The sequence below is a fragment of the Sphingomonas sp. R86520 genome (genome assembly GCF_042466285.1).
GTDB lineage: Bacteria > Pseudomonadota > Alphaproteobacteria > Sphingomonadales > Sphingomonadaceae > Sphingomonas.
Genome location: NZ_JAXHBZ010000001.1, coordinates 393,706 through 415,936, shown reverse-complemented (window position 1 = coordinate 415,936; position 22,231 = coordinate 393,706). Strand labels below are relative to the sequence as shown.

Here is a 22,231-nt window from a genome sequence, read left to right as displayed (position 1 = left end):
GCTCGCCCGCGCCTGCCCCCGTAGGCCGCGGGCCGCTGATATGCTCGTATCAAGGGCGTTTCTGAAATTGGACGCCGCAATGGCGAAGGCGCGGCCAGATCCTGAAATCGCCGCTCCTTGGGGACTGAAGACATGGGCGAGGTCAGCGTGTTCCTCGCCCCGTTGCCAGACAATTTTAGACCAGGCGGCTCTGCTTGACCGCAGCTTCGATGAAGCTGGCGAACAGCGGATGCGGGTCGAAGGGCTTGGACTTCAGTTCCGGGTGGAACTGCACACCGACGAACCAGGGGTGGTCGGGGCGTTCAACGATCTCCGGGAGCGTGCCGTCGGGTGACATGCCCGAAAAGACCAGCCCGCCCTGTTCGAGCGCTTCCTTGTACCCCGTGTTGACCTCGTAGCGATGACGATGCCGTTCCGAGATGTCGGTGCCGCCGTAGATCGAGGCGACGACGCTGTTGCCGTCGAGCTTCGCGTCATACGCGCCGAGCCGCATCGTGCCGCCGAGGTCGCCCTCGGCCGCGCGGGTTTCGAGGCCTTCGCGGCCCATCCATTCGGTGATCATGCCGACCACCGGTTCGTCGGTCGGGCCGAACTCGGTCGACGACGCATTGGGGATACCAGCAAGATCGCGCGCGCCCTCGACGCAGGCCATCTGCATGCCGAAGCAAATGCCGAAATACGGAATCTTCCGCTCGCGCGCGAACTTGACCGAAGCGATCTTGCCCTCCGCACCGCGCTCCCCGAACGCGCCGGGGACGAGGATCGCGTCGCACGGCTCGAGCTGTCCCGCGATGTCGCTCTCGGCGTTCTCGAACAGTTCGGCGTCGATCCAGCGGACGTTGACCTTCACGCGATTCGCGATGCCGCCGTGAACCAAAGCCTCGTTCAGCGACTTGTACGCATCCTGGAGACCGACATATTTGCCGACCACGCCGATCGTGACTTCGCCCTGCGGGTTGGTCAGGCGGTCCATGATCTCGGTCCAGCGCGACAGGTCCGGAGCCTCGGCAGGTTCGATCCCGAAGGCGCGGAGCACTTCGATGTCGAGACCTTCGCCGTGATACTGGAGCGGCACCGCGTAGATGCTCTTCGCATCGAGCGCGGGGATGACGGCGCTGGCGGGGACGTTGCAGAACAGCGCGATCTTGGCGCGCTCCGATGGCGGCAGCGGGTGCTCGCAGCGGCAGACGAGCACGTCGGGCTGGACGCCCAGCGCAGCGAGTTCGCGGACCGAATGCTGGGTCGGCTTGGTCTTCAGCTCGCCCGCAGCCGCGATGTACGGCACCAGCGTGACGTGGATGCTGATCGCGTTGCCGCGACCTTCCTCGTTCTTGAGCTGGCGAATCGCCTCGATGAACGGGAGCGATTCGATATCGCCGACGGTGCCGCCGATCTCGCAGAGGATGAAATCGATGCCGTCGGTTTCGGCGCGGGCGAATGCCTTGATCGCGTCGGTGACGTGCGGGATGACCTGCACGGTCGCACCGAGATAATCGCCACGACGCTCGCGCGTGATGATCTGCTGATAGATGCGGCCCGACGTGACGTTGTCCGACTGGCGCGAGGGAACGCCGGTAAAGCGCTCGTAATGGCCAAGGTCGAGATCGGTCTCGGCGCCGTCGTCGGTGACGTAGACCTCGCCGTGCTGATACGGCGACATCGTGCCGGGATCGACGTTCAGATACGGATCGAACTTCCGAATCCTGACGGTATACCCGCGCGCCTGGAGGAGAGCGGCAAGCGATGCCGCCATGAGACCTTTACCGAGCGACGAAACCACGCCCCCGGTTATGAAAATGTACCGAGCCATGGGAAGAGTCTCGTAGCGTGTGTTGGGGACGAACGACAAGACCCCCGCGGATCACGCAGGGGCCTTTTATCGGCGAATGGAGTGTTTAGTTGGCTAGCGGGACCGCGCCGTTATCGGCCGGCTTGGTCGTGCCAGCCGGTACGCCAGCGTTCTCAGCGCCACCGGCGAACGGTGCCGCGTCACCCTTGGGCTGCGCGGTCGGAACGGCCGTTGCCGCCGCCGGAGTGCGCGCGAGCGACGTATCGATCGTGGTCGTCCGGTGATTCGCCGCGAGGACCGCGAGCAGGATCGAGAACAGCACGAACATCGTCGCAAGGACGCCAGTCGCGCGGGTCAGGAAATCGGCCGCACCGCGCGCCGACATCAGGCCCGACGGGCTGCCGCCCATGCCAAGGCCGCCGCCTTCCGACCGCTGCATGAGGATCACCGTGACGAGGGCGGCCGCGATGATCGCGTGGATGACAAGCAGAAAGGCGAACATTGCGCGGAAGACCCCGGAACTTTTGCGAAGGCGGGCACATAGGCGACCCGGCGGCCGCGATCAACCGGGCGATCACCGGAACGGGGCCACGTCATATCGCATCATCACGGCCAACAGGCGGAAACAAGCCGCACATGCGGGCGTTGAGCCCCCGTAATGAAGTCCTGCACAGCGTCTGGTGCCGGGCATTTTCAGATGGCGGATCAATGCTGTGGCATCAATGGCAGCCAATACCTTATCGACCTGGATGACCGCATTGGTCGATTACGTCCGCTCGGGTGAACCCGATCTGACCAATCGACAAATGGCGCTACTCTTGCTCGTCTATCTCAAACCGGGCCCCCACACGGTGCGTGGGCTGGCGCGCGCGCTGAACGTATCGAAGCCGGTCGTCACGCGCGCCTTGAACAGATTGGGTGCCCTCGGCTATCTGCGCCGGCAACGCGACGATAGCGACAAGCGCAACATCTTCGTCGCGCGCACGACCGAAGGGGCAGATTTTCTTGAAGAGTTCGGGCAATTCATCGGCGACGGCCCCGCCCCCGCTGGCTCCAACGGGCGCGCTGCCGCTCACGCTTGAGCCTTTTGACGATCAGGCCCGCACCAGCTTTGCGCTGACGGGCCGTTCGGTCGAGCTCGACCCGCGAACCCATGCCGTTCGCCGCGATATCGCCGACATTCGCCTCGCCGAATACGTATTCGCTCCACACTATGCCGTGCCGATGATACGGCCCGTGGCACGCACAGCTTTGTTGCGCAGCGGACGAGACGAGACGAGCGATACGATGGTCGACCTCAATCCTGGCGACAGTTTCGAAGTGCTGGAAATTGCCGGCGTTTCTGCGTGGGGCGTTGCGCGTCCTAGTGGCCTCGTCGGCTACGTCGCGGCCGAAGCGCTCGACCTTTCGGCAACGGACGCCGCATGACCAGCGTCTTCATCGATGGCGCCGTCGGCACCACGGGTCTCGAGATCCGCGAGCGGCTTGCCGGGCGAAGCGATATTTCGATCGCCCTGCTCGCCGAAGAGCGCCGGAAGGATCCAGCGGCCCGGCGCGAGGCGCTGAACGATGCCGATTTCGTGATCCTCTGCCTGCCGGATGACGCTTCGCGTGAGGCAGTGTCGCTGATCGACAATGCACGCACCCGTGTGATCGATGCGTCGAGCGCACACCGGGTCGCTGCCGGCTGGACCTATGGCTTCCCCGAACTGCCCGGCCAGGCCGAAAAGGTTGCGACCGCGATGCGCGTGTCGAATCCAGGCTGCTATCCTACCGGATTCCTCGCGCTCGTCGCGCCTCTGGTCGCGGCTGGTGTCATCCCCGCCGACCTGCCGCTGAGCGTCAACGCGACCTCGGGCTACTCAGGCGGCGGCAAGGCAATGATCACGGCGTTCGAGAATGGTGAGCCCGCGACGGCCTTCCGCGCCTACGCGCTAGGCCTTGCGCACAAGCATATCGCAGAGATGGTGCAGCACGCAGGCCTCACGCACGCGCCGATCTTCGCCCCTGCCGTCGCTAATACCTATCGCGGGATGGTCGTCGAAGTGCCGTTGCACCTCCACACCTTGCCCGGCCGCCCAACGCTCGCGGTACTTGAAGAAATCCTGCGCACTGCGTTCGACGGCTCGACGCTCGTCTCGATTGCCCCCGGCGATATCGGCTCGGTTGATATCGAGGAGAATGCTGGCACCGATCGGCTGACGCTGCGGGTCTGCGGCAACGACGCGGTCGGCCATGCGCGGCTGATCGCGACGCTGGACAATCTGGGCAAGGGCGCCGGCGGCGCAGCGGTCCAGAACCTCAACATCATGGCCGGGGTCGATCCCGTAGCCGGCCTAGTTTTCTAGGACCGGCGTTCTTCGCCCGGTCCGTCGCCAAATCCAGGAGCTTTCATGCACCGTAATCCCGTAGCCAAGCTGCTCCTGTTCGGCGCGACCGGCGATCTTGCACAGCGCATGCTGCTGCCGTCGCTCTATGGCCTGCACGCCGACGGGTTGTTGCCCGAGGAACTGACGATCACCGGCGCCGCGCGTCACGAGCATGACGACAAGGATTATCGCAAGTTCGCCAAGAAGGCGCTCGACGAGTTCCTGCCCGAGGATCGCAAGGACGAGAGCGCCATCGGGACGTTCCTCGACCGCATCTTCTACCAGCCGACCGACCTGTCCGATCCGGCGAGCTTCCAGCCGCTGGCGGACAAGATCGGCGATATTTCCGGCGGGCTGGCGATTTACCTGTCGACCGCGCCATCGCTGTTCGAAGCTGCGATCGAGGGGCTGCACAAGGTCGGACTAGCCGGTGAGACGGTGCGCGTCGGGCTCGAGAAGCCACTTGGCTACGACCTGGAGACCAGCCGCGAGATCAACGATGCGGTGGCGAAGGCTTTCCCCGAGGATCGGACCTACCGGATCGATCATTATCTCGGCAAGGAAACCGTCCAGAACATCCTCGCGTTGCGCTTTGGCAACTCGTTCTTCGAGCCTGTGTGGAATGCGCAGGGCATCGACAACGTCCAGATCACGATCTCCGAAACGGTCGGGCTGGAAGATCGCGCGGGCTATTACGAGACGGCGGGTGCACTGCGCGACATGGTCGCCAACCACATGTTGCAGCTGCTCGCGCTGATCGCGATGGAGCCGCCTGCACGGTTTGAGGGCACCGATGTCCGCGACGAAAAGTCGAAGGTTTTTCGGTCGTTGCGGCTGATCAAGCCCGAGGAAGTGCCGCACGTCACGGTGACGGGGCAATATGCCGACGGCGCGGTGAAGGGGAAGATCGTCAAGAGCTACTCCGACGAACTGGGGAAGCCGTCGACCACAGAGACGTTCGTCGCGATCAAGGCGCATGTCGACAATTGGCGCTGGCAGGGCGTGCCGTTCTACCTGCGCACCGGCAAGCGCATGGCGACGCGCCGCAGCGAGATCGCGATCCAGTTCAAGGCCGTGCCGCATTCGATGTTCGCCGGGCGTGGTGGGTTGTTGCAGCCCAACATGCTGATCATCCGCCTGCAGCCGGAGGAATATATCCAGCTGCTGGTGATGGCGAAGGAGCCCGGTCTCGACCGCGACGGCGTCCGCCTGCGCGAAGTACCGTTGAACCTCAGCATGGACGCCGAATTCGCAGGCTCGCGTCGACGGATCGCGTATGAGCGGCTGCTGCTCGACCTGATCGAGGGCGACCAGACGCTGTTCGTGCGGCGTGACGAGGTCGAGGCGCAATGGACCTGGATCGACGCGATCCGCGAAGGCTGGAAGGCCAACGCGATGAAGCCCAAGAGCTATGCGTCGGGCAGCTGGGGTCCGTCGGCGGCGATCGCGCTGACCGAGCGTGACGGCGTGACCTGGCAGGACGACTGAGTTTGTTTTTTTCTGTTCATCCCGAGTAGCCTTCGAGCGAAGTCGAGAAGGCGTATCGAGAGATCGGCCCGATTGTGGCATTGTACCTCGATACGGGCTCTCGGCTTCGCTCGATCCCTACTCGGCACGAACGGCATTTTTGACAGCAATTTTCTGAGTGAGTTCAAGTTTATGACCGAAATCGAATGGTGGGATTACGAGGATTCCGACGAGCTCGCCAACGCGGTCGCGGGTGATATCCAGTTCGTCATCGAGAGCGCACTCGACGCGCGCGGCTCGGCGGTGATCGCGCTGGCGGGCGGCAAAACGCCGTTCGCTGCGTATGAGAAGCTCGCTCAGGCCAAGCTAGACTGGAAGAAGGTCACGATCATCCCCGGCGATGAGCGGATCGTGAAGCTTGGCGATCCGCTGTCGAACGTGACCGCGCTGGCGAAGATCTTCCTCCCCAAGGGTGCGCGCGTGAAGCCGATCGTCCCTGAGGCGATGTCGGACTACAAGGCTGCGGGTCGTTCGGCGGATGCGCTGATGCAGGATTTGCACTGGCCGCTCGACTTCTGCCTGCTCGGCATGGGCGGCGACGGGCATACCGCGTCGATCTTCCCCGGTCCCGATTACGACGAGGCATTGAGCGGTCCGAAAGAGCGTCGTGCGCTCGGCGTGATGCCCGATCCGCTCCCGCCCGAAGCCCCCCTCGCACGCGTGACGTTGTCGGCCGCGGCGATCGCTTCGTCGAAGGCGCTGATGATCATGATCACCGGCGACGCGAAGAAGATGGTGCTCGAGCAGGCGATCGAACAGGGGCCGTCGTCGTCCTATCCGATCGGCCGCGTGCTTGCCGAAGTCGAGCTCCCGGTCGACGTGCACTGGGCGCCGTGACAATGCTGAACGCCGTCGTCTCCGCGGTCACCGACCGGATCATCGAACGCTCGCGCGACAGCCGGGCCGCCTATCTCGCGCTGATCGAGCGCGAGGCGGCGGCGCAGGTCCGTCGTCCGGGTCTGGGCTGCGCGAACCTAGCGCACGCTTATGCCGGGACCGAGGAAGACCGCGACGCGATGAAGGCCGATGCCGGCATGAACATCGGCATCGTCACCGCGTATAACGACATGCTGTCGGCCCACGCCGTCTATTATCGCTACCCCGAGCTGATGAAGATCTGGGCGCGCGAAGCGGGTGCGACCGCGCAGGTCGCGGGCGGCGTGCCGGCGATGTGCGATGGCGTGACGCAGGGCTATCCGGGCATGGAGCTGTCTCTGTTCAGCCGCGACACGATCGCGCTGAGCACGGCGATCGCGTTGTCGCATGGGACGTTCGAGGGTGCCGCGTTGCTCGGCATCTGCGACAAGATCGTACCGGGTTTGCTGATGGGTGCGTTGCGCTTCGGGCATCTGCCGATGGTGCTGATTCCAGGCGGACCGATGCCGACCGGTTTGCCGAACAAGGCGAAGGCCGCGGTTCGCGAGAAATTTGCAGAAGGACTGGTCGGTCGCGACGAGCTGCTCGAAGCCGAGATCGGTGCGTATCATTCGAAGGGCACGTGCACCTTTTACGGCACGGCGAACACCAACCAGATGATGATGGAGGTCATGGGCCTCCACATGCCCGGCGCGGCGTTCGTCAATCCGGGCACCAAGCTGCGCCAGGAGCTGACGCGGGCGGCGGTGCACCGGCTGGCGAAGATCGGCGCGCGTGGCGATTCGTATCGGCCGCTCGGGCACTGCGTCGACGAGAAGGCGATCGTGAACGCCGCGGTCGGCCTGCTCGCGACGGGAGGCTCGACAAACCATCTGCTCCACGTTCCGGCGATCGCGCGCGCGGCGGGGATCATCATCGACTGGGAGGATTTCGATCGCCTTTCCTGCGCGGTCCCGCTGATTGCGCGCGTGTATCCCAATGGCTCGGCGGACGTGAACGCGTTCGAGGCTGCCGGGGGCATGCCCTATGTAATCCGCGAGCTACTCGGCGAAGGGTTGTTGCACGGCGACATCATGACGATCGGCGGCGACGATCTGTCGGCGTATGCGAAGACCGCGGTGGTCGAGGGCGATACGCTCGGTTGGCGGGATACGCCGGACAGCGGCGACGAGACGATCCTGCGCCCTGCGACCGCGCCGTTCTCGGCCGATGGCGGCATGCGGATCCTCGCCGGCAATATCGGCCGCGCATGCATCAAGGTGTCCGCGGTCGAGCGGGAGCGGTGGATCGTGGAGGCGCCTGCGGTGGTGTTCAACGACCAGTTGGACGTGATCGAGGCGTTCAAGCGGGGCGAGCTGGACAAGGACGTCGTCGTCGTCGTCCGGTTCCAGGGGCCGCGCGCGAATGGCATGCCGGAGCTGCACAAGCTCACGCCGCCGCTGGGGGTGTTGCAGAATCGCGGGTTCAAGGTCGCGCTCGTTACCGACGGCCGGATGTCGGGGGCGAGCGGGAAAGTGCCTTGCGCGATCCATTGCTCGCCCGAGGCTCTGCTCGACGGCGCGATCGGGCTGATTCGTGATGGCGACATGATCCGGGTCGATGCGGTCAACGGGACGCTGGAGGCTCTGGTCGACGCGGACGTGTGGGCGATGCGCAAGATGGTCGCGGTTCCGCCACCGGTAAGCGGCATGGGACGCGAGCTGTTCGGCATGTTCCGCGGGCTGGCCGACGAGGCCGAAAAGGGCGCGTCGGCGATGCTGGCGGGGGCTGGACTTTAGAACGTCACACACGCCGCCGTAGCCTCAGCCACACCCCCGTCATCCCGGCGAAAGCCGGGACCTCGCTCCACGGGGACGGACTATGCGGCACGAGATCCCAGCGTTCGCTGGGATGACGGGTTGGCGGTAATGATAATATCTGACGGAGGATGACATGGAAATCGTAGCGGCAGATATCGGCGGAACGCATGCCCGCTTCGCGATCGCCGAGGTCGAGAACGGCCGCGTGGTGTCGCTCGGCGAGCCGGCGACGCTGAAGACCGCGGACCACGCGTCGCTTCAGACCGCGTATCAGGCGTTCGAGGCGGGGCTCGGCCGCCCCCTCCCCCGCGCGCTCGCGATCGCGGTCGCGTCGCCGGTCGCGAACGATGTCATTCGCCTCACCAACAACCCGTGGATCATCCGCAAGTCGCTGATCACCGAACGGTTGAAGGCGGACCAGTGGGTGGTCGTCAACGATTTCGGCGCGGTCGGTCATGCCGTCGCGCAGGTGCCGAGCAGCGACTTCATCCATCTCTGCGGTCCTGATACGCCGCTGCCGTCCGAAGGCATCACGACGATCTGCGGCCCCGGCACCGGGCTCGGCGTCGCGCAGCTGCTGCGACGCAAGGACGGCTATCAGGTTCTCGAAACCGAGGGCGGTCACATGGACTTCGCCCCGCTCGACGGGATCGAGGATGCCTTATTGCAGCGGCTGCGCAAGACGTTCACGCGCGTCTCCGCCGAGCGTGTCGTTGCCGGGCCCGGCATCGTCGCGATCTACGAGACGCTCGCCGCGCTGGAGGGCCGCGCGGTCCCCAGCCACGACGACAAGACGATCTGGACCGAGGCGATCGACGGCACCGATTCGATCGCGCTCGCCGCGCTCGACCGCTTCTGCCTCGCGCTCGGTGCGGTAGCGGGCGATCTGGCGCTGGCGCAGGGCGCCAAGGCGGTCGTGATTGCGGGTGGGCTCGGCTTCCGGATCAAGGATCGCCTGATTCGCTCGGGCTTCGACCAGCGCTTTGTCGCCAAGGGCCGCTTCCAGGGCATGATGGCAGCGATGCCCGTCAAGCTCATCACTCATCCCCAGCCCGGCCTGTTCGGCGCCGCGGCCGCCTTCGCACAGGAACATACCCAATGACCGCCAACTCGACCGTCACTATCGCAGACATCATGCAGACCAGCGCCGTCATTCCGGTGCTGGTGATCGAGGACGCCGCACTTGCCCGTCCGCTCGCCGAGGCGCTCGTCGCGGGCGGGTTGCGCGTGCTCGAGGTGACGTTGCGCACTGGCGCCGCGCTCGAAGCCATTGCCGAGATGAAGAAGGTGCCGGGCGCGATCGTCGGCGCGGGCACCGTCGTCAATACGCAGCAGTTCACGCAGGTCCGCGATGCTGGCGCGGAGTTCATCGTCTCGCCGGGCCTGACCGAACGCCTCGCCACGCCGATCATCGAGAGCGGCATTCCGTTCCTGCCGGGGATCGCCAACGCGGCGGACATCATGACCGGGCTCGACCTGGGGCTGACGCACTTCAAGTTCTTCCCGGCCGAGGCGAATGGCGGATTGAAGGCGCTGAAGGCCTTGGCCGCGCCGTTCTACCAGTGCAGCTTCTGCCCGACCGGCGGGATCACCGAGGCGAGCGCGCCCGAATGGCTGGCGTTCAAGCCGGTGCTCTGCGTGGGGGGAAGCTGGGTAACCGGCGGGACGATGGCCGAGATCGAGATCAAGGCTCGTGCGGCTAACGCGTTGCGGGCCTAGTCGTCATCCCAGCGAAAGCTGGGATCTCGTGCCACACAGTCCGTCCCTGCGGCCTGATATCCCAGCTTTCGCTGGAATGTCGAGAGTGAGTCGGAACGCCCCGCGCTACATCTCACCACGGGCTTTGCGGATGGCGTACCATTTCTTCACGTTGGCGTTGTGTTCGGCCAGCGTGTTCGCAAACACGTGGCCGCCGGTGCCGTCTGCTACGAAGTAGAGCGCCTGGGTCTGCGCCGGGTTGAGCACCGCGTCGATCGAAGCGCGGCCTGGGTTGGCGATCGGGCCGACCGGCAGGCCGGCTTCGGCATAGGTGTTGTAGCCGTTCTTCGCGTGCAGTTCCGACCGCAGGATGCGGCGGCCCAGCGGGCGGCCCTTGGTGATCGGGTAGATCACGGTCGGGTCGGCCTGGAGCGGCATGCCGTTGCGCAGGCGATTGCCGTAGACCGCGGCGACGGTGCGGCGTTCGGACGGCTTGCCGGTTTCCTTCTCGACGATCGAGGCGAGGATGATCGCCTGTTCGGGCGTCGTCACTGCGATGCCAGGCTTGCGCGCGGCCCAGGCGGTGGCGAGGTAGGTCTTCATCGCCGCCTGCATCCGCGTGACGACCGATGCGCGGGTGTCGCCGGCCTGGAAGGCGTAGCTGTCGGGGAGAATCGAGCCTTCCGCCGGGACGGGTACGGTGCCGGTGAGGCCATCCGCCTTCGCCAGCGCGTCGTGCACGAGGACCGAAGGATAGCCTTCGGGGACGACGACGAGGCGCTGGACGACCTTGCCGCCTTGCATCAGTTTGAGGATGTCGGACTGGCTGGTGTGTGGCGGGATGCGGTATTCGCCGGCCTTGATCGGGTCGCCCGAGCCGAACACGCGGGCGTACAGGCGAAAGCGTCGGGCCGAGGGGATCGCGCCGGCCTTTTCGAGTTCGGCGGCAGCGCCGGCCAGCGTGCTGCCTTCGCCGATCTGCACGGTCAGCGTGCGCGGTGCGGGGCCAGCGCCGCCCCAGCCTTGGACGACCAGGAACAGCGCAACGACTGCCGCCAGGGCTAAGACGAGTCCGAAACAGCCGACCTTGCGCACTATAGTTCCCCGGCGGAGGCCGGGGCCCAGTTGGGCAGGCCCTCCGATAAATCGCACCAATCACCCAACTGGACCCCGGCCTTCGCCGGGGAACAGGTTTACTGAACCTTCGTCATCACCAGCGAGGCGTTGGTGCCGCCGAAGCCGAACGAGTTGTTCAGCACTGCGCGGACTTCACGCTTCTTGGCCACGTGCGGGACGAGGTCGACGCCGACGCAGCTGTCGCTCGGATTGTCGAGGTTCAGCGTCGGCGGAACGATCTGGTCGCGCAGCGCGAGGATACAGAAGATGCTCTCGACCGCACCGGCGCCGCCGAGCAGATGCCCGATCGCCGACTTGGTCGACGACATCGACAGACCCGAGATCGCATCGCCGAACAGGCGGCGGACTGCGCCCAGTTCGAGCTCGTCGCCCAGCGGCGTCGAGGTGCCGTGCGCGTTGATGTAATCGATGTCCTCAAGCTTGAGGCCCGACTTCTTGATCGCCATCTGCATCGACCGGAACGCGCCGTCGCCTTCGGGATGCGGCGCGGTCACGTGGTACGCGTCGCCCGACAGACCGTAACCGATCACCTCGGCATAGATTTTCGCGCCGCGTGCCTTGGCATGCTCGTACTCCTCGAGCACCAGCACGCCCGCGCCTTCGCCCATCACGAAGCCGTCGCGATCCTTGTCGTAGGGACGCGAAGCCTTTTCAGGCGTATCGTTGAAGTTGGTCGACAGCGCGCGCGCCTGTGCGAACCCGGCGATGCCGAGCGGGCACACCGTGCCCTCTGCGCCGCCCGCGAGCATCACGTCGGCGTCATCCATCGCGATCATCCGGGCGGCATCGCCGATTGCGTGCGCGCCGGTCGAGCAGGCGGTGACGACCGCGTGATTCGGACCGCGCAGGCCGTATTTGATCGAGACCTGGCCCGAGATCAGGTTGATCAGGCGACCGTGGACGAAGTGCGGCGACACGCGGCGCGGGCCCTTGGTGTGGAGAACGATCGATTCGCTCTCGATGCCTGGCAGCCCACCGATTCCCGAACCGATCGAGACGCCGGCACGCCAGCTCTCTTCGAGAGTCATCTCGGTCAGGCCTGCGTCCTCGAGCGCCTGGCCGGCGGCATCGATGCCGTAGATGATAAACGGATCAACCTGGCGCTGGACCTTGTGATCCACGCGCTTGCCGGGATCGAAGCCATAGGGGTGATCGGCGGGCTTAACCTCGCACGCGATCCGACAGACATAATCGGACGCGTCGAAGCGCGTGATCGTGGCTGCACCCGATTTGCCGGCCAGGATATTCGCCCAGGCCGTTTCAACATCCGCCCCCAGAGGGGTGACCAGGCCTAGCCCGGTTACGACGACACGCCGCATGGCTTCAAACTCCGTCTGCTCTCAAAACGAAACGGCTCCCCGCCCTCTTTGCCCAAGGACGGGGAGCCGCTCAAATCACACCCATCAGGGCAGGTCCAAAGTCTCGGACCGTGCTTACCCGATTGGGCCCCGATCAGGCCTTGTGCTCGTCGATGTAGGTGATCGCATCCTTGACGGTCGCGATCTTCTCGGCGGCATCATCGGGGATCTCGACGCCGAATTCTTCCTCGAACGCCATGACGAGTTCGACGATGTCGAGGCTGTCGGCACCCAGGTCGTCGATGAAGCTCGCGTCCTCGGTCACCTTGTCGGCTTCGACGCCGAGATGCTCGACGACGATTTTCTTCACGCGGTCAGCGGTCTCGCTCATGGTAGTTCCCTCTTCAAATCTGGGGGTTTTCGGTATTTCCTGAACGCACCTAGAACGCGGCAGTTCAGCGCGCAAGTTCAGATCATCGCCATCCCGCCGTTCACGTGCACTGTTTGTCCCGTGACGTAGCCGGCTTCGCGGCTTGCGAGGTACACGATCGCCGCACCGATGTCTGCACCTTCGCCGAGGCGGCCGGCGGGAATCTTCGTGGTGAGTGCCGTCTTCTGCGCCTCGGGCAGCGCATCGGTCATCGGCGAGGTGATGAAGCCGGGCGCGACGCAGTTGACGGTGATGCCGCGGCTGGCGAGTTCCTGCGCCATCGACTTCGACATGCCGATGAGCCCCGCCTTCGACGCGGCGTAGTTCGCCTGGCCGGGATTGCCGGTGACGCCGACGATCGACGTGACCGAGATCATCCGGCCGAACCTTGCCTTCATCATCGGCTTGGCGGCGGCGCGCATGAGGCGGAACGCGGCTTCGAGGTTGACGCGGATGACGCTGTCCCACTCGTCGTCCTTCATCCGCATCGCCAGATTGTCGCGGGTGACGCCGGCGTTGTTGACGAGGATGTCGAGTCTGCCGCCGAGTGCCTCGACGGCTTGCGGGACGAGCGCGTCGACGGCGGCGGCGTCGGAGAGGTTGCAGGGGAGCGCGACGTGGTCGCCGCCGAGGCTGGCGCGGAAGGCTTCGAGCTTGTCGGCGTTGGAACCGGATACGGCGAGGCGCGCGCCTTGGGCGGCCAGGGCCTTGGCGATCTCGGACCCGATTCCGCCGGACGCCCCGGTGACGAGGGCGGTCATGCCTGTGAGGTCGAACATTTTGGTCTCCATCAGATTTTGTTCACGCGGAGACGCGGAGCCGCGGAGGGGCGATGGTCGTTTACGATCCGTCGCACTCCCTCTTTCAGCGTTGCGCCACCGAAGTTGATCAGCAGCCCTACAGGCTGATGGGTTAGGCGTAAGTATGTCAGGAGTTGTTTGCCATGGGCGGCGTTCAGTTGCTCCACCGATTTGATTTCGACGAGGAGGCGTTCGTCGACGAGGAGGTCGATCCTGAACGCCGCTTCGAAGCGCATCCCCTCAAATTCGATGTCTACCGGCCGCTGCCGCGCCACTTGGTACCCCAGACCGGCTAGCTTACCCGCCAGCACCATCTCGTAGACGCTTTCGAGGAGACCCGGACCCAAGTCGCGGTGGATGCGGAGTGAGAGATCGAGCACATCGCCGCTGATCTGATCGATCTCTCTCAAATCTACTCTCCGCGGCTCCGCGTCTCCGCGTGATCACATCTTCTTCACGAATTCCTCGATGTCGTCCATCGTGATGACGCTGGTGGTTTCGACATCGGGAGTGATGCGCTTGACCATCGGGCTGAGGACCTTGCCGCCGAATTCGACGAAGTGCTCGACACCTGCCGCGTGCATTGCGAGGACCGATTCGCGCCAGCGGACCATGCCGGTGACCTGTTGGACCAGCAGGTGACGGATCGCGCCGGGGTCGGCGACGGCGGTCGCGTCGACGTTGGCGAAGACCGGGACCAAGGGCGCGCGAAGGTCGGCTTCGAGGAGCGCGGCCTCCATCGCTTCGGCGGCGGGCTGCATTAGCGGACAGTGGAACGGTGCGGATACCGGGAGGAGTACCGCGCGCTTGGCGCCAAGGTCCTTGGCCAGCGCGATCGCCTTTTCGATAGCGAGGCGGTGGCCGGAGATGACGACCTGGGAGGGGTCGTTGTCGTTGGCGACGGTGCAGATCAGCTCGGGGCCACCTTCCGCGAGAATCGCGTCGACTGCGGCGCCGGCGATGACCTGCGCCTTTTCGAGATCGGTGCCGAGCAACGCAGCCATGGCGCCCTCGCCTACCGGAACGGCGGCCTGCATCGCGCGGCCGCGGAGTTTCAGGAGGCGGGCCGTAGTTGATAGGTCGAGCGCACCGGCAGCACACAGCGCGGTGTACTCGCCGAGGCTGTGGCCGGCGACATAGTCGGCTTTGTCGGCGAGGCGGATGCCGCCTTCCTTCTCGGCGACGCGCAGGGTGGCGATCGCGTTCGCCATGATCGCGGGCTGGGCGTTCTCGGTGAGGAGCAGGTCGTCCGCGGGCCCTTCGCTCATCAGGCGGAACAGGTGCTGGCCGAGCGCCTCGTCGACTTCGGCGAAGACCTCGCGGGCGGTGGCACTGGCATCGGCGAGCGCCTTGCCCATGCCGACAGACTGGCTCCCCTGGCCGGGGAAAATGAACGCGCGCATGACCTCTCCTAATTCGATGTCGCGGCCTAGAAAGGTGCGCGGCGAGTTGCAACCTGAACGAACCCTGCGGGCTTGCGACAATATGCGACCATTTCGCCGGCCTTGCGACAAGCGCCTGCGACAATCGGCTCCCAGATTATGGAGGACGCCGCAGCAACGGCGCCGTGTTTCAGACGGGAGATTATCATGAAGACGTTCATCCTCAGCGCGCTTGCCGCCACGCTCGTCGCCAGCCCGCTGCTCGCCGCAGCACCGGCAGACGCGCAGCAGCGCCGCGAAGTGACCACCGTGCGCCACAACGACAATGGCCGCACCGTCGTCACCAAGAAGACCGTCACGCGGGCGCCACAATATCGCAACTGGCGCGCCGGCCAGCAGTTCGATCGTCGCCAGGCGCAGAACTACCGGGTGATCACGACGTACAAGACGTATCGCCTCGCTACTCCACCGCGTGGCAGCCAGTGGGTCCGCTCGGGCAACGATGCGCTCCTGATCAACGGCCGCGGCAACGTGGTGCAGGTTCGTGGCGGCGCGTTTCGGTAACGCCTACCAGCGCCTTGCCTTTCCCGGATAATCGGGTAAGGCCCTTTGCAACCGGGGTGAGAGATTCGCGTCTCTCGCCCCTGTTTGCATTCTAGACGACAGCCGGAGGGGTGCACGCATGGGGCGTGTATCAGCGATCGGCCAAGACGAAGGACAAGACATGGCTCTTTACGAGCACGTGTTCCTTGCGCGCCAGGATCTGGCACAAGCGCAGGTGGACGCACTGGCGGAAATCGCCACCAAGATCGTGAACGACAACGAAGGTCGGGTCGTAAAGACCGAGAACTGGGGCCTGCGTTCGCTGGCGTACAAGATCGCCAAGAACCGCAAGGCGCACTATGTCATGCTCGAGATCGATGCCCCGGGCAGCGTGATCGCAGAGCTGGAGCGCCAGACCCAGATCAACGAAGACATCATCCGTTACATGACGGTCAAGGTCGACACCCTCGAAGAGGGCCCGACCGTGATGATGCGCAAGTCGGATCGTGACCGCGAGCGTCGTGGCGACCGTGAGGGTGGCCGTGGCGACCGTCCGGATCGTGGCGATCGTCCCGATCGTGGCCCGCGCCGCGACCGTGAAGAGGGAGCAGAATAATTATGGCACGTCCATTCTTCCGCCGTCGCAAGAGCTGCCCGTTCTCCGCTAAAGACGCTCCCCGGATCGACTATAAGGACGTCCGGTTGCTGCAGGGCTTCGTGTCCGAGCGTGGCAAGATCGTCCCGTCGCGTATCACTTCGGTGGCCGCAAAGAAGCAGCGCGAACTGGCCCAGGCCATCAAGCGTGCGCGTCATCTGGGCCTGCTGCCCTACATCGTTAAGTAAGGAGCGCCCCCATGGACGTCATTCTGCTTGAGCGCGTCGAAAAGCTTGGTGCTATCGGCGACGTGGTGAAGGTCAAGGACGGTTACGCACGTAACTTCCTGCTTCCCAACAAGAAGGCGCTTCGTTCGAACGAAGCCAACCGCAAGGTGTTCGAGTCGAACCGTGCGAAGATCGAATCGGACAACGCATCGCGTCGCAGCGATGCCGAGACCGAAGCGAAGACCTTCAACGACGCGACCGTGACCCTGATCCGTCAGGCGTCGAACACCGGTCAGCTCTACGGTTCGGTCGCGGTTCGCGATCTGGTCGATGCGCTGGTGGCCGACGGTCACAAGGTCGGCAAGTCGGCGATCGTGCTCGACAAGCCGATCAAGGCGATCGGTGTCTACACCGTCAAGGTATCGCTGCACCCGGAGGTGTCGGTGGCCGTCAAGGTCAACGTCGCCCGCTCGCCTGAAGAGGCCGAGATGCAGGCTTCGGGCGTCGACGTGATGTCGTCGATGTTCGAGCGCGACGAGGCTGGCTTCGTCGAGGATTACGATCCGAACGCAGAGCCCGGCGCGACCGCCGAAGCACCGCGCGACCAGGAGGACGAAGCGCAGGGTTGATCCCTTCGCTTCCCTTCTAGCCGATACAGAAAGGCCCGCCCGGAGTGATCCGGGCGGGCCTTTTGTTTTGTGGTTTCGCGGGGGGTGTCAGGGACAGGTTACGCAGGCGCCGATCATGGCTGCGAAGGGGATGAGGGCGCAGAGGATGGGGACTAGGTGTTTCATGACCGGATGACTCGTGAGGGACTATTATCCGGTTAATGCTCGGCGTCGGGAAAGGTTGCCGAGAGATGAACGAATTTTGTACCGATCGGTTTTCGGTTCGGAGAAAACCCTCTTTTAGCGCCACCAAGGCGGAGGCCGGGGCCCAGGTGGGAAAGCTGGAGTAACGGATCGCAGCGCCCATCATCCGCGTCCCCCAACTGGGCCCCGGCCTTCGCCGGGGTGGTGGTAGTGGAAGGTCAGCTTTCGACATTCTCCGGCTTCTCGATCAGCGCGGGCCCCTCGCCTAACGCTAGCGCTTCTACCAGCGGCACGTCCTCAAGATCGCGTGGGCCCGTCTCGATATTCAGATCGCGAAATTTCCGGCCCGTGCCCATCAATCGACTGTTGAACGAATTGGTGAAGCCGTTGAAGTTCTTCACCGCGCTGTTGAGACCGACGCCGACTTTCCGCAGGTCGTCCGCGACCTTGGCAAGGCGATCGTGCATTTCCTTGCCGAGTTCGCCGATCTTTCGTGCTTCGTTGGCGAGCTTTTCCTGGCGCCAGACCGCGGCGACCGTGCGGGCGATCGCGATCAAATTCGTGGGCGTTGCCAGCAGCACGCGCTTTTCGAAGGCGAAGTCCCAGAGCGTCGGATCGTGTTCGAGCGCGGCCGAGAGGAAATGTTCGCCGGGGACGAACATGATGACGTAGTCGGGCGTGTCGGCGAACTGGCTCCAATAGGCCTTGTTGCCGAGCCCGTTGACGTGCGCGCGCATCGAGGCTGCGTGTGCGGCGAGGCCGATCAGGCGTTCGGCGTCATCGACCGCGCCGAACGCGTCCTGGTACGCGTTGAGCGAAACCTTCGCGTCAATGACCAGTGCGCGGCCGCCGGGAACGCGGATGATCGCGTCGGGGCGCAATCTCGCGCCGTCATCACCGACAGCCACGCTGACTTCGGTTTGGAAGTCGGTGTGCTCGCTGAGGCCACAGGTTTCGAGGACGTTCTTCAGCTGCTGCTCGCCCCAGCGACCGCGGGATTTAGGGGCATTGCGGAGCGAATTGACGAGCTTGGCGGCTTCGGTCGAGACCTTCTCCTGGCCGAGGCGCATCTGTTCGATCTGGCCCTTGAGGTCGCCGAACGCATCGCGGCGCTCGGCCTCGACCTTGGCGACCCCCTCTTCGTAGCGTTGCAGGCGGTCGCTGACGGGTTGGAGCATCGATTTCAGGTTTTGCCCGGCGGTCTCCTCCGACTGGCGGAAGCGAGCGTCGGCGCGGTCGAGGAAGGTCTTTTGCGCGTCGCTGAGCAGCTTGTTGGCGACGTCGCCGAACTGCGCGGCCATGACGTCCTTCGCCTCGCGCAGTTCGAGCAGGCGCGCTTCGAACGCTTCGCCTTGTGCCTTCAGTGTCGCGATTTCGGTGCGGGCGGCGTCGCGGTCGGTGCGGATCGTCGCGAGGTCGATGCGGAGGCGATCGGTGTCGGTGGTACGCTCGGCGTTCTGCGCGCGGAGGGTGGCGAGGTCCTGCATCGCGGCGTTGCGTTCGCGTTCGACCGCGTCGCGCGCGGTGCGGATGAGATCGGCGTCGGCGACCTTGGTTCGGGCGACGGCGAGTTCGCTGGCGAGGGTTGCGGCGCGGCGGGCGGCCAGAAGCCAGCCGAGGAGGATGCCGGCGGCTAGCGCAAGGACGGCGATGATAGCGAACTCAGCCATTTTTCGCCGCCGAAGCGAGAGCAGGGATCAAGGGAATTCGAGGTAAGGTTCGAAACGTCATGGTGAGAACATACGTCGAACGATTGATGCAGGACAATCGGAATATTGTTCTCCCGCGGAGGCGGGGGTCCAGGGTTATAAGCGGTGGCGCTTGTGGTCCTGGGCCCCCGCCTTCGCGGGGGAACTAGGGGCAGGTCGGCACCTTTTCCACCAGCACTACCCCGGCGGAGGCCGGGGCCCAGTTGGGGGACGTTGCCAACTTAGGGCAGCGCGTCGTTACTGCGACCTTTCCAACTGGGCCCCGGCCTTCGCCGGGGTGGTAGCATGCTGGGTGAATGAGCCGCGCGCTCTCAGGCCCGCACTCTCAGCACGGACAGCACCGACACCCACGCTTCACCCCAGCTTGCGCGCCTTTGCCAGCTTCTTCAGCACGATATCGCGCTTCAGGCGGCTGATATGATCGATGAACAGCACGCCGTTGAGATGGTCGATCTCGTGCTGCATGCAGGTCGAGAGCAGGCCGTCCAGGTCTTCCTCGAACGTCGCGCCGGTCTCATCGAGCCACTTCACCCGGCAGCGCGCGGGCCGTGCGACCTCGGCATACTGCTCCGGAATCGAGAGGCAGCCTTCGTTGTAGGTCGACATCTCTTCGCTGACCGACAGGATCTCGGCGTTGATGTACGCCTTCGGGTCCTTGATCGGCTTGTCTTCCTCGTCCTTCTCCTCCTGGAGATCGATGACGAGGACGCGCTGCTGCACGCCGACCTGGGTCGCGGCGAGGCCGATGCCGTTGAAGTCGTACATCGTCTCGATCATGTCGGCGACGAGCGTGCGGGTGGAGTCGTCGACCGTCTCCACGGCTTGCGCGACGAGGCGCAGGCGGGGATCGGGGACTTCGAGAACGGTCATGACGGTCATGCGCGTTCGCTAAGGTACGCGTGGGCCCATCGTCAAGCGGAGTGCGTCAAGCCATTGGCCTTCTGGCTCTCAAAGCCTGCGCCAGCGTGCCCTCGTCGAGATAGTCGAGTTCGCCGCCGACCGGCAGGCCGTGCGCGAGTTGGGTGACGCGGACGGGGAAGCGTTCGATGCGCTCGGCGATGTAATGCGCGGTGGTCTGGCCTTCGAGCGTCGCGTTCATTGCGAGCACGACTTCGTCGATCCCGCCGGCTTCGATGCGGCGGACGAGACTGTCGATGCTGAGATCCTCGGGGCGGATGCCTTCGAGCGCGGACAGGCGGCCGCCGAGGACGTGGAAGCGGCCAGGGAACAGGCGCGAGCGGTCGAGCGCCCAGAGGTCGGCGACTTCCTCGACCACGCACAGCGAACGCTGGTCGCGCCGCGGGTCGGCGCAGATCGCGCAGGGGTTGGTGGTGTCGACGTTGCCGCAGGTCGAACAGTTCTCCAGCCGTTCGTCGACCGCGGTCAGCGCCTCGCGCAACGGCCCCAGCGCCGCATCGCGCTTCTTGAGCAGATGCAGCACGGCGCGACGTGCGGACCGGGGGCCGAGGCCGGGGAGCCGGGCCAGCGCCTGCGTCAGCGCCTCGATCTCGGGGGATGCCATAGGGAACAGATAGGGGGTTGCGCGGCTCCCCGCCAGCGTGTTCGAGAGGGCCATGCGGATCATCTTCATGGGAACGCCGGACTTCGCTGTGCCGGTGCTGGAGGCCCTCGTCGCGGCGGGGCATGAATTGGTGGCGGCGTATTGCCAGCCTGCCCGGCCGGGCGGGCGGCGGGGGCGCGAGCTGGTGCCGTCGCCGGTGCAGGTTCGGGCGGAGGCGCTGGGGATCGAGGTGCGGACGCCGGTGTCGTTCAAGGCATCTCTGCCGGAGGGGCTGGAGGCTCGCGAGGCGTTTGCGGCCTTGAACGCGGATGTTGCGGTGGTTGCGGCCTATGGTCTTATTCTGCCGCGTGCGGTGCTGGAGGCGCCTCGGTTCGGGTGTCTGAACGTGCATGGGTCGCTATTGCCGCGGTGGCGGGGGGCGGCGCCGGTGCAGCGGGCCATCCTCGCGGGCGATGCCGAGACGGGCGTCGGGATCATGCAGATGGAGGCTGGGCTGGATACCGGGCCGGTGCGGCTCGAGGGTCGGACGCCGATCGTCGGCAAGACCGCGGGGGACCTGACGTCCGAGCTGTCGGCGATGGGGGCTCGGCTGATGGTCGAGGTGCTGGCCGATCTGGACGCCTACCCTGCCCGGCCGCAGCCCGAGGATAGCGTCACCTATGCGGCGAAGATCGACAAGGCCGAGGCGCGGATCGATTTCGAGCGATCGGCGGTCGAGGTCGAGCGGTTGGTGCGGGCGATGAACCCGGCGCCGGGGGCGTGGTTCGAGCATGCCGGTGAGCGGGTGAAGGTGCTGGCGGCGGACGTGTTGCCGTTCAGCTTTCTCGGGTGCGAGGGGCTGACGGTCAACGGCGAGCTGACGATCGGGTGCGGCGATGGGGCGATCCGGCCGACCCTGGTGCAGCGGGCGGGTCGCGGCGTGACGTCGGCGGAAGAGATGCTGCGCGGGTTTGCGATCCGGTCGGGGACGCAGCTTTGACGCGGTTCGCGTTGACGGTGGAGTTCGACGGCCGGCCGTTCATGGGCTGGCAGCGGCAGAAGCACGGGCCGAGCGTGCAGGCGGCGCTGGAGGCGGCGGTACTGAAGATGACCGGCGAGACCGCGTCGGTGCAGGCCGCGGGGCGGACCGATGCGGGGGTGCACGGGATGGCGATGCGCGCGCATGTCGACATCGCGAAGCCGCTCGCGGCGTTTCGGTTGATGGAGGGGCTGAACGCGTTGGTGAAGCCGGCGCCGGTGTCTGTGCTGGCGTGCGAAGTGGTCGATGACGATTGGCATGCGCGGTTTTCGTGTGTCGGGCGGTCGTATGAGTACCGGATCGTCAACCGGCGCTCGCCGCTGACGTTCGAGGCGGGGCTGGCTTGGCAGGTGCCGCAGTTGCTGGATGCGGACGCGATGGCGGAGGCTGCGGGGGCGCTGGTCGGGCGGCATGACTTCACGACGTTTCGGTCGGCGCATTGCCAGGCGGATAGTCCGGTGCGGACTTTGGACCGGCTCGAGGTGGTACGCGAGGGGGAGCGGCTGTTCGTCTACGCGGCGGCGCGGTCGTTCCTGCACCATCAGGTGCGGTCGATGGTCGGGTGCCTCGCGCTGGTGGGTATGGGGCGCTGGGCGGTTGGCGATGTTGCGGCCGCGCTCGAGGCGAAGGATCGGGCGAGGCTAGGGCTGAATGCGCCGCCTGACGGGTTGTTTTTCGTGAGCGCCGTGTATCCCTGACA

Annotated in this window: 25 protein-coding genes; 14 read left to right on the top strand and 11 right to left on the bottom strand. The window is 65.4% G+C overall.

The window, feature by feature from the left end:
- Nucleotides 1–175: 175 nt before the first annotated feature.
- Nucleotides 176–1,810: a CTP synthase gene (locus SJY41_RS02105; protein WP_380778645.1), complete on the bottom strand. Its 1,635-nt coding sequence runs from the start codon at nucleotides 1,808–1,810 to the stop codon at nucleotides 176–178.
- 85 nt (nucleotides 1,811–1,895) lie between these two features.
- A complete protein-coding gene (gene secG, locus SJY41_RS02100; RefSeq protein WP_056050855.1) occupies nucleotides 1,896–2,291 on the bottom strand; it encodes a preprotein translocase subunit SecG in 396 nt (131 codons plus the stop codon).
- Between the two features lie 247 nt (nucleotides 2,292–2,538).
- Between secG and SJY41_RS02095 the strand changes: the two genes are divergently transcribed.
- The 8 genes from SJY41_RS02095 to eda all read left to right on the top strand — a co-directional run bounded on the left by SJY41_RS02095 (nucleotide 2,539) and on the right by eda (nucleotide 10,079).
- The gene (locus tag SJY41_RS02095; RefSeq protein ID WP_056050858.1) at nucleotides 2,539–2,871 is read left to right on the top strand and encodes a MarR family transcriptional regulator; all 333 of its coding nucleotides are present in this window, start codon (nucleotides 2,539–2,541) and stop codon (nucleotides 2,869–2,871) included.
- A 154-nt stretch (nucleotides 2,872–3,025) separates the two neighbouring features.
- The gene (locus tag SJY41_RS02090) at nucleotides 3,026–3,217 is read left to right on the top strand and encodes a hypothetical protein (RefSeq protein WP_380778643.1); all 192 of its coding nucleotides are present in this window, start codon (nucleotides 3,026–3,028) and stop codon (nucleotides 3,215–3,217) included.
- Complete coding sequence (argC, locus tag SJY41_RS02085; RefSeq protein ID WP_380778641.1) at nucleotides 3,214–4,137, top strand: N-acetyl-gamma-glutamyl-phosphate reductase; 924 nt, start codon at nucleotides 3,214–3,216, stop codon at nucleotides 4,135–4,137. The genes SJY41_RS02090 and argC overlap by 4 nt, the downstream gene beginning before the upstream one ends.
- 45 nt (nucleotides 4,138–4,182) lie before the next feature.
- Complete coding sequence (gene zwf / locus SJY41_RS02080; RefSeq protein WP_380778639.1) at nucleotides 4,183–5,646, top strand: glucose-6-phosphate dehydrogenase; 1,464 nt, start codon at nucleotides 4,183–4,185, stop codon at nucleotides 5,644–5,646.
- 171 nt (nucleotides 5,647–5,817) lie between these two features.
- Nucleotides 5,818–6,522 (top strand): 6-phosphogluconolactonase, encoded by a 705-nt coding sequence (gene pgl, locus SJY41_RS02075; RefSeq protein WP_380778637.1) that lies wholly within the window; start codon nucleotides 5,818–5,820, stop codon nucleotides 6,520–6,522.
- A 2-nt stretch (nucleotides 6,523–6,524) separates the two neighbouring features.
- On the top strand, nucleotides 6,525–8,339 hold the full coding sequence (edd, locus tag SJY41_RS02070; protein ID WP_380778635.1) for a phosphogluconate dehydratase: 1,815 nt from the start codon (nucleotides 6,525–6,527) through the stop codon (nucleotides 8,337–8,339).
- Between the two features lie 154 nt (nucleotides 8,340–8,493).
- Entirely contained in the window at nucleotides 8,494–9,462 is a 969-nt protein-coding gene (gene glk / locus SJY41_RS02065) for a glucokinase (RefSeq protein WP_380778633.1), read from the top strand.
- A complete protein-coding gene (gene eda / locus SJY41_RS02060) occupies nucleotides 9,459–10,079 on the top strand; it encodes a bifunctional 4-hydroxy-2-oxoglutarate aldolase/2-dehydro-3-deoxy-phosphogluconate aldolase (RefSeq protein ID WP_380778630.1) in 621 nt (206 codons plus the stop codon). The genes glk and eda overlap by 4 nt, the downstream gene beginning before the upstream one ends.
- Before the next feature lie 105 nt (nucleotides 10,080–10,184).
- Here the strand turns inward: eda and mltG are convergent, their stop codons facing one another.
- The 6 genes from mltG to fabD all read right to left on the bottom strand — a co-directional run bounded on the left by mltG (nucleotide 10,185) and on the right by fabD (nucleotide 15,126).
- On the bottom strand, nucleotides 10,185–11,153 hold the full coding sequence (gene mltG, locus SJY41_RS02055; RefSeq protein WP_380778628.1) for an endolytic transglycosylase MltG: 969 nt from the start codon (nucleotides 11,151–11,153) through the stop codon (nucleotides 10,185–10,187).
- Between the two features lie 98 nt (nucleotides 11,154–11,251).
- Nucleotides 11,252–12,514: a beta-ketoacyl-ACP synthase II gene (gene fabF, locus SJY41_RS02050; protein WP_380778626.1), complete on the bottom strand. Its 1,263-nt coding sequence runs from the start codon at nucleotides 12,512–12,514 to the stop codon at nucleotides 11,252–11,254.
- A gap of 133 nt (nucleotides 12,515–12,647) precedes the next feature.
- The gene (locus tag SJY41_RS02045) at nucleotides 12,648–12,884 is read right to left on the bottom strand and encodes an acyl carrier protein (RefSeq protein WP_031393971.1); all 237 of its coding nucleotides are present in this window, start codon (nucleotides 12,882–12,884) and stop codon (nucleotides 12,648–12,650) included.
- A gap of 77 nt (nucleotides 12,885–12,961) precedes the next feature.
- Nucleotides 12,962–13,702 (bottom strand): 3-oxoacyl-[acyl-carrier-protein] reductase, encoded by a 741-nt coding sequence (fabG, locus tag SJY41_RS02040; protein WP_380778623.1) that lies wholly within the window; start codon nucleotides 13,700–13,702, stop codon nucleotides 12,962–12,964.
- An 11-nt stretch (nucleotides 13,703–13,713) separates the two neighbouring features.
- Nucleotides 13,714–14,133 (bottom strand): GxxExxY protein, encoded by a 420-nt coding sequence (locus SJY41_RS02035; protein WP_380778622.1) that lies wholly within the window; start codon nucleotides 14,131–14,133, stop codon nucleotides 13,714–13,716.
- A gap of 33 nt (nucleotides 14,134–14,166) precedes the next feature.
- A complete protein-coding gene (gene fabD / locus SJY41_RS02030) occupies nucleotides 14,167–15,126 on the bottom strand; it encodes an ACP S-malonyltransferase (protein WP_380778620.1) in 960 nt (319 codons plus the stop codon).
- Nucleotides 15,127–15,312: 186 nt separating this feature from the next.
- Here fabD and SJY41_RS02025 point away from each other — a divergent pair, with 186 nt between their 5' ends.
- The 4 genes from SJY41_RS02025 (at nucleotide 15,313) to rplI (ending at nucleotide 17,099) form a co-directional block, all read left to right on the top strand.
- Nucleotides 15,313–15,669: an RcnB family protein gene (locus SJY41_RS02025; RefSeq protein WP_380778618.1), complete on the top strand. Its 357-nt coding sequence runs from the start codon at nucleotides 15,313–15,315 to the stop codon at nucleotides 15,667–15,669.
- Between the two features lie 160 nt (nucleotides 15,670–15,829).
- Nucleotides 15,830–16,264, top strand: coding sequence for a 30S ribosomal protein S6 (gene rpsF / locus SJY41_RS02020; protein WP_056062596.1), 435 nt, complete (start codon nucleotides 15,830–15,832; stop codon nucleotides 16,262–16,264).
- A 2-nt stretch (nucleotides 16,265–16,266) separates the two neighbouring features.
- Nucleotides 16,267–16,491: a 30S ribosomal protein S18 gene (gene rpsR / locus SJY41_RS02015; protein WP_031393978.1), complete on the top strand. Its 225-nt coding sequence runs from the start codon at nucleotides 16,267–16,269 to the stop codon at nucleotides 16,489–16,491.
- Nucleotides 16,492–16,502: 11 nt separating this feature from the next.
- Nucleotides 16,503–17,099, top strand: coding sequence for a 50S ribosomal protein L9 (gene rplI / locus SJY41_RS02010; protein ID WP_107952437.1), 597 nt, complete (start codon nucleotides 16,503–16,505; stop codon nucleotides 17,097–17,099).
- A gap of 401 nt (nucleotides 17,100–17,500) precedes the next feature.
- On the opposite strand, the gene SJY41_RS02005 is transcribed toward rplI, so the two are convergent.
- From SJY41_RS02005 to recR, 3 genes are all read right to left on the bottom strand, one after another.
- Nucleotides 17,501–18,952, bottom strand: a complete 1,452-nt coding sequence (locus SJY41_RS02005; RefSeq protein ID WP_380778614.1) for a DNA recombination protein RmuC — start codon at nucleotides 18,950–18,952, stop codon at nucleotides 17,501–17,503.
- 393 nt (nucleotides 18,953–19,345) lie between these two features.
- Nucleotides 19,346–19,870: a peptide deformylase gene (gene def, locus SJY41_RS02000; RefSeq protein ID WP_380778613.1), complete on the bottom strand. Its 525-nt coding sequence runs from the start codon at nucleotides 19,868–19,870 to the stop codon at nucleotides 19,346–19,348.
- Between the two features lie 46 nt (nucleotides 19,871–19,916).
- Complete coding sequence (recR, locus tag SJY41_RS01995) at nucleotides 19,917–20,513, bottom strand: recombination mediator RecR (RefSeq protein WP_056052820.1); 597 nt, start codon at nucleotides 20,511–20,513, stop codon at nucleotides 19,917–19,919.
- 52 nt (nucleotides 20,514–20,565) lie between these two features.
- On the opposite strand from recR, the gene fmt reads away from it, so the two are divergent.
- Nucleotides 20,566–21,492 (top strand): methionyl-tRNA formyltransferase, encoded by a 927-nt coding sequence (fmt, locus tag SJY41_RS01990; RefSeq protein ID WP_380778611.1) that lies wholly within the window; start codon nucleotides 20,566–20,568, stop codon nucleotides 21,490–21,492.
- Complete coding sequence (gene truA / locus SJY41_RS01985; RefSeq protein ID WP_380778609.1) at nucleotides 21,489–22,229, top strand: tRNA pseudouridine(38-40) synthase TruA; 741 nt, start codon at nucleotides 21,489–21,491, stop codon at nucleotides 22,227–22,229. The genes fmt and truA overlap by 4 nt, the downstream gene beginning before the upstream one ends.
- The last annotated feature ends 2 nt before the right edge of the window (nucleotides 22,230–22,231 follow it).

Coding starts and splice junctions, on each gene's coding strand:
- SJY41_RS02105 (WP_380778645.1), bottom strand. CDS start 1,810: ATGGCTCGGTACATTTTCATAACCGGGGGCGTGGTTTCGTCGCTCGGT.
- secG (WP_056050855.1), bottom strand. CDS start 2,291: ATGTTCGCCTTTCTGCTTGTCATCCACGCGATCATCGCGGCCGCCCTC.
- SJY41_RS02095 (WP_056050858.1), top strand. CDS start 2,539: ATGACCGCATTGGTCGATTACGTCCGCTCGGGTGAACCCGATCTGACC.
- argC (WP_380778641.1), top strand. CDS start 3,214: ATGACCAGCGTCTTCATCGATGGCGCCGTCGGCACCACGGGTCTCGAG.
- zwf (WP_380778639.1), top strand. CDS start 4,183: ATGCACCGTAATCCCGTAGCCAAGCTGCTCCTGTTCGGCGCGACCGGC.
- pgl (WP_380778637.1), top strand. CDS start 5,818: ATGACCGAAATCGAATGGTGGGATTACGAGGATTCCGACGAGCTCGCC.
- edd (WP_380778635.1), top strand. CDS start 6,525: ATGCTGAACGCCGTCGTCTCCGCGGTCACCGACCGGATCATCGAACGC.
- glk (WP_380778633.1), top strand. CDS start 8,494: ATGGAAATCGTAGCGGCAGATATCGGCGGAACGCATGCCCGCTTCGCG.
- eda (WP_380778630.1), top strand. CDS start 9,459: ATGACCGCCAACTCGACCGTCACTATCGCAGACATCATGCAGACCAGC.
- fabF (WP_380778626.1), bottom strand. CDS start 12,514: ATGCGGCGTGTCGTCGTAACCGGGCTAGGCCTGGTCACCCCTCTGGGG.
- SJY41_RS02045 (WP_031393971.1), bottom strand. CDS start 12,884: ATGAGCGAGACCGCTGACCGCGTGAAGAAAATCGTCGTCGAGCATCTC.
- fabG (WP_380778623.1), bottom strand. CDS start 13,702: ATGTTCGACCTCACAGGCATGACCGCCCTCGTCACCGGGGCGTCCGGC.
- fabD (WP_380778620.1), bottom strand. CDS start 15,126: ATGCGCGCGTTCATTTTCCCCGGCCAGGGGAGCCAGTCTGTCGGCATG.
- SJY41_RS02025 (WP_380778618.1), top strand. CDS start 15,313: ATGAAGACGTTCATCCTCAGCGCGCTTGCCGCCACGCTCGTCGCCAGC.
- rpsF (WP_056062596.1), top strand. CDS start 15,830: ATGGCTCTTTACGAGCACGTGTTCCTTGCGCGCCAGGATCTGGCACAA.
- rpsR (WP_031393978.1), top strand. CDS start 16,267: ATGGCACGTCCATTCTTCCGCCGTCGCAAGAGCTGCCCGTTCTCCGCT.
- rplI (WP_107952437.1), top strand. CDS start 16,503: ATGGACGTCATTCTGCTTGAGCGCGTCGAAAAGCTTGGTGCTATCGGC.
- SJY41_RS02005 (WP_380778614.1), bottom strand. CDS start 18,952: ATGGCTGAGTTCGCTATCATCGCCGTCCTTGCGCTAGCCGCCGGCATC.
- def (WP_380778613.1), bottom strand. CDS start 19,870: ATGACCGTCATGACCGTTCTCGAAGTCCCCGATCCCCGCCTGCGCCTC.
- recR (WP_056052820.1), bottom strand. CDS start 20,513: ATGGCATCCCCCGAGATCGAGGCGCTGACGCAGGCGCTGGCCCGGCTC.
- fmt (WP_380778611.1), top strand. CDS start 20,566: ATGCGGATCATCTTCATGGGAACGCCGGACTTCGCTGTGCCGGTGCTG.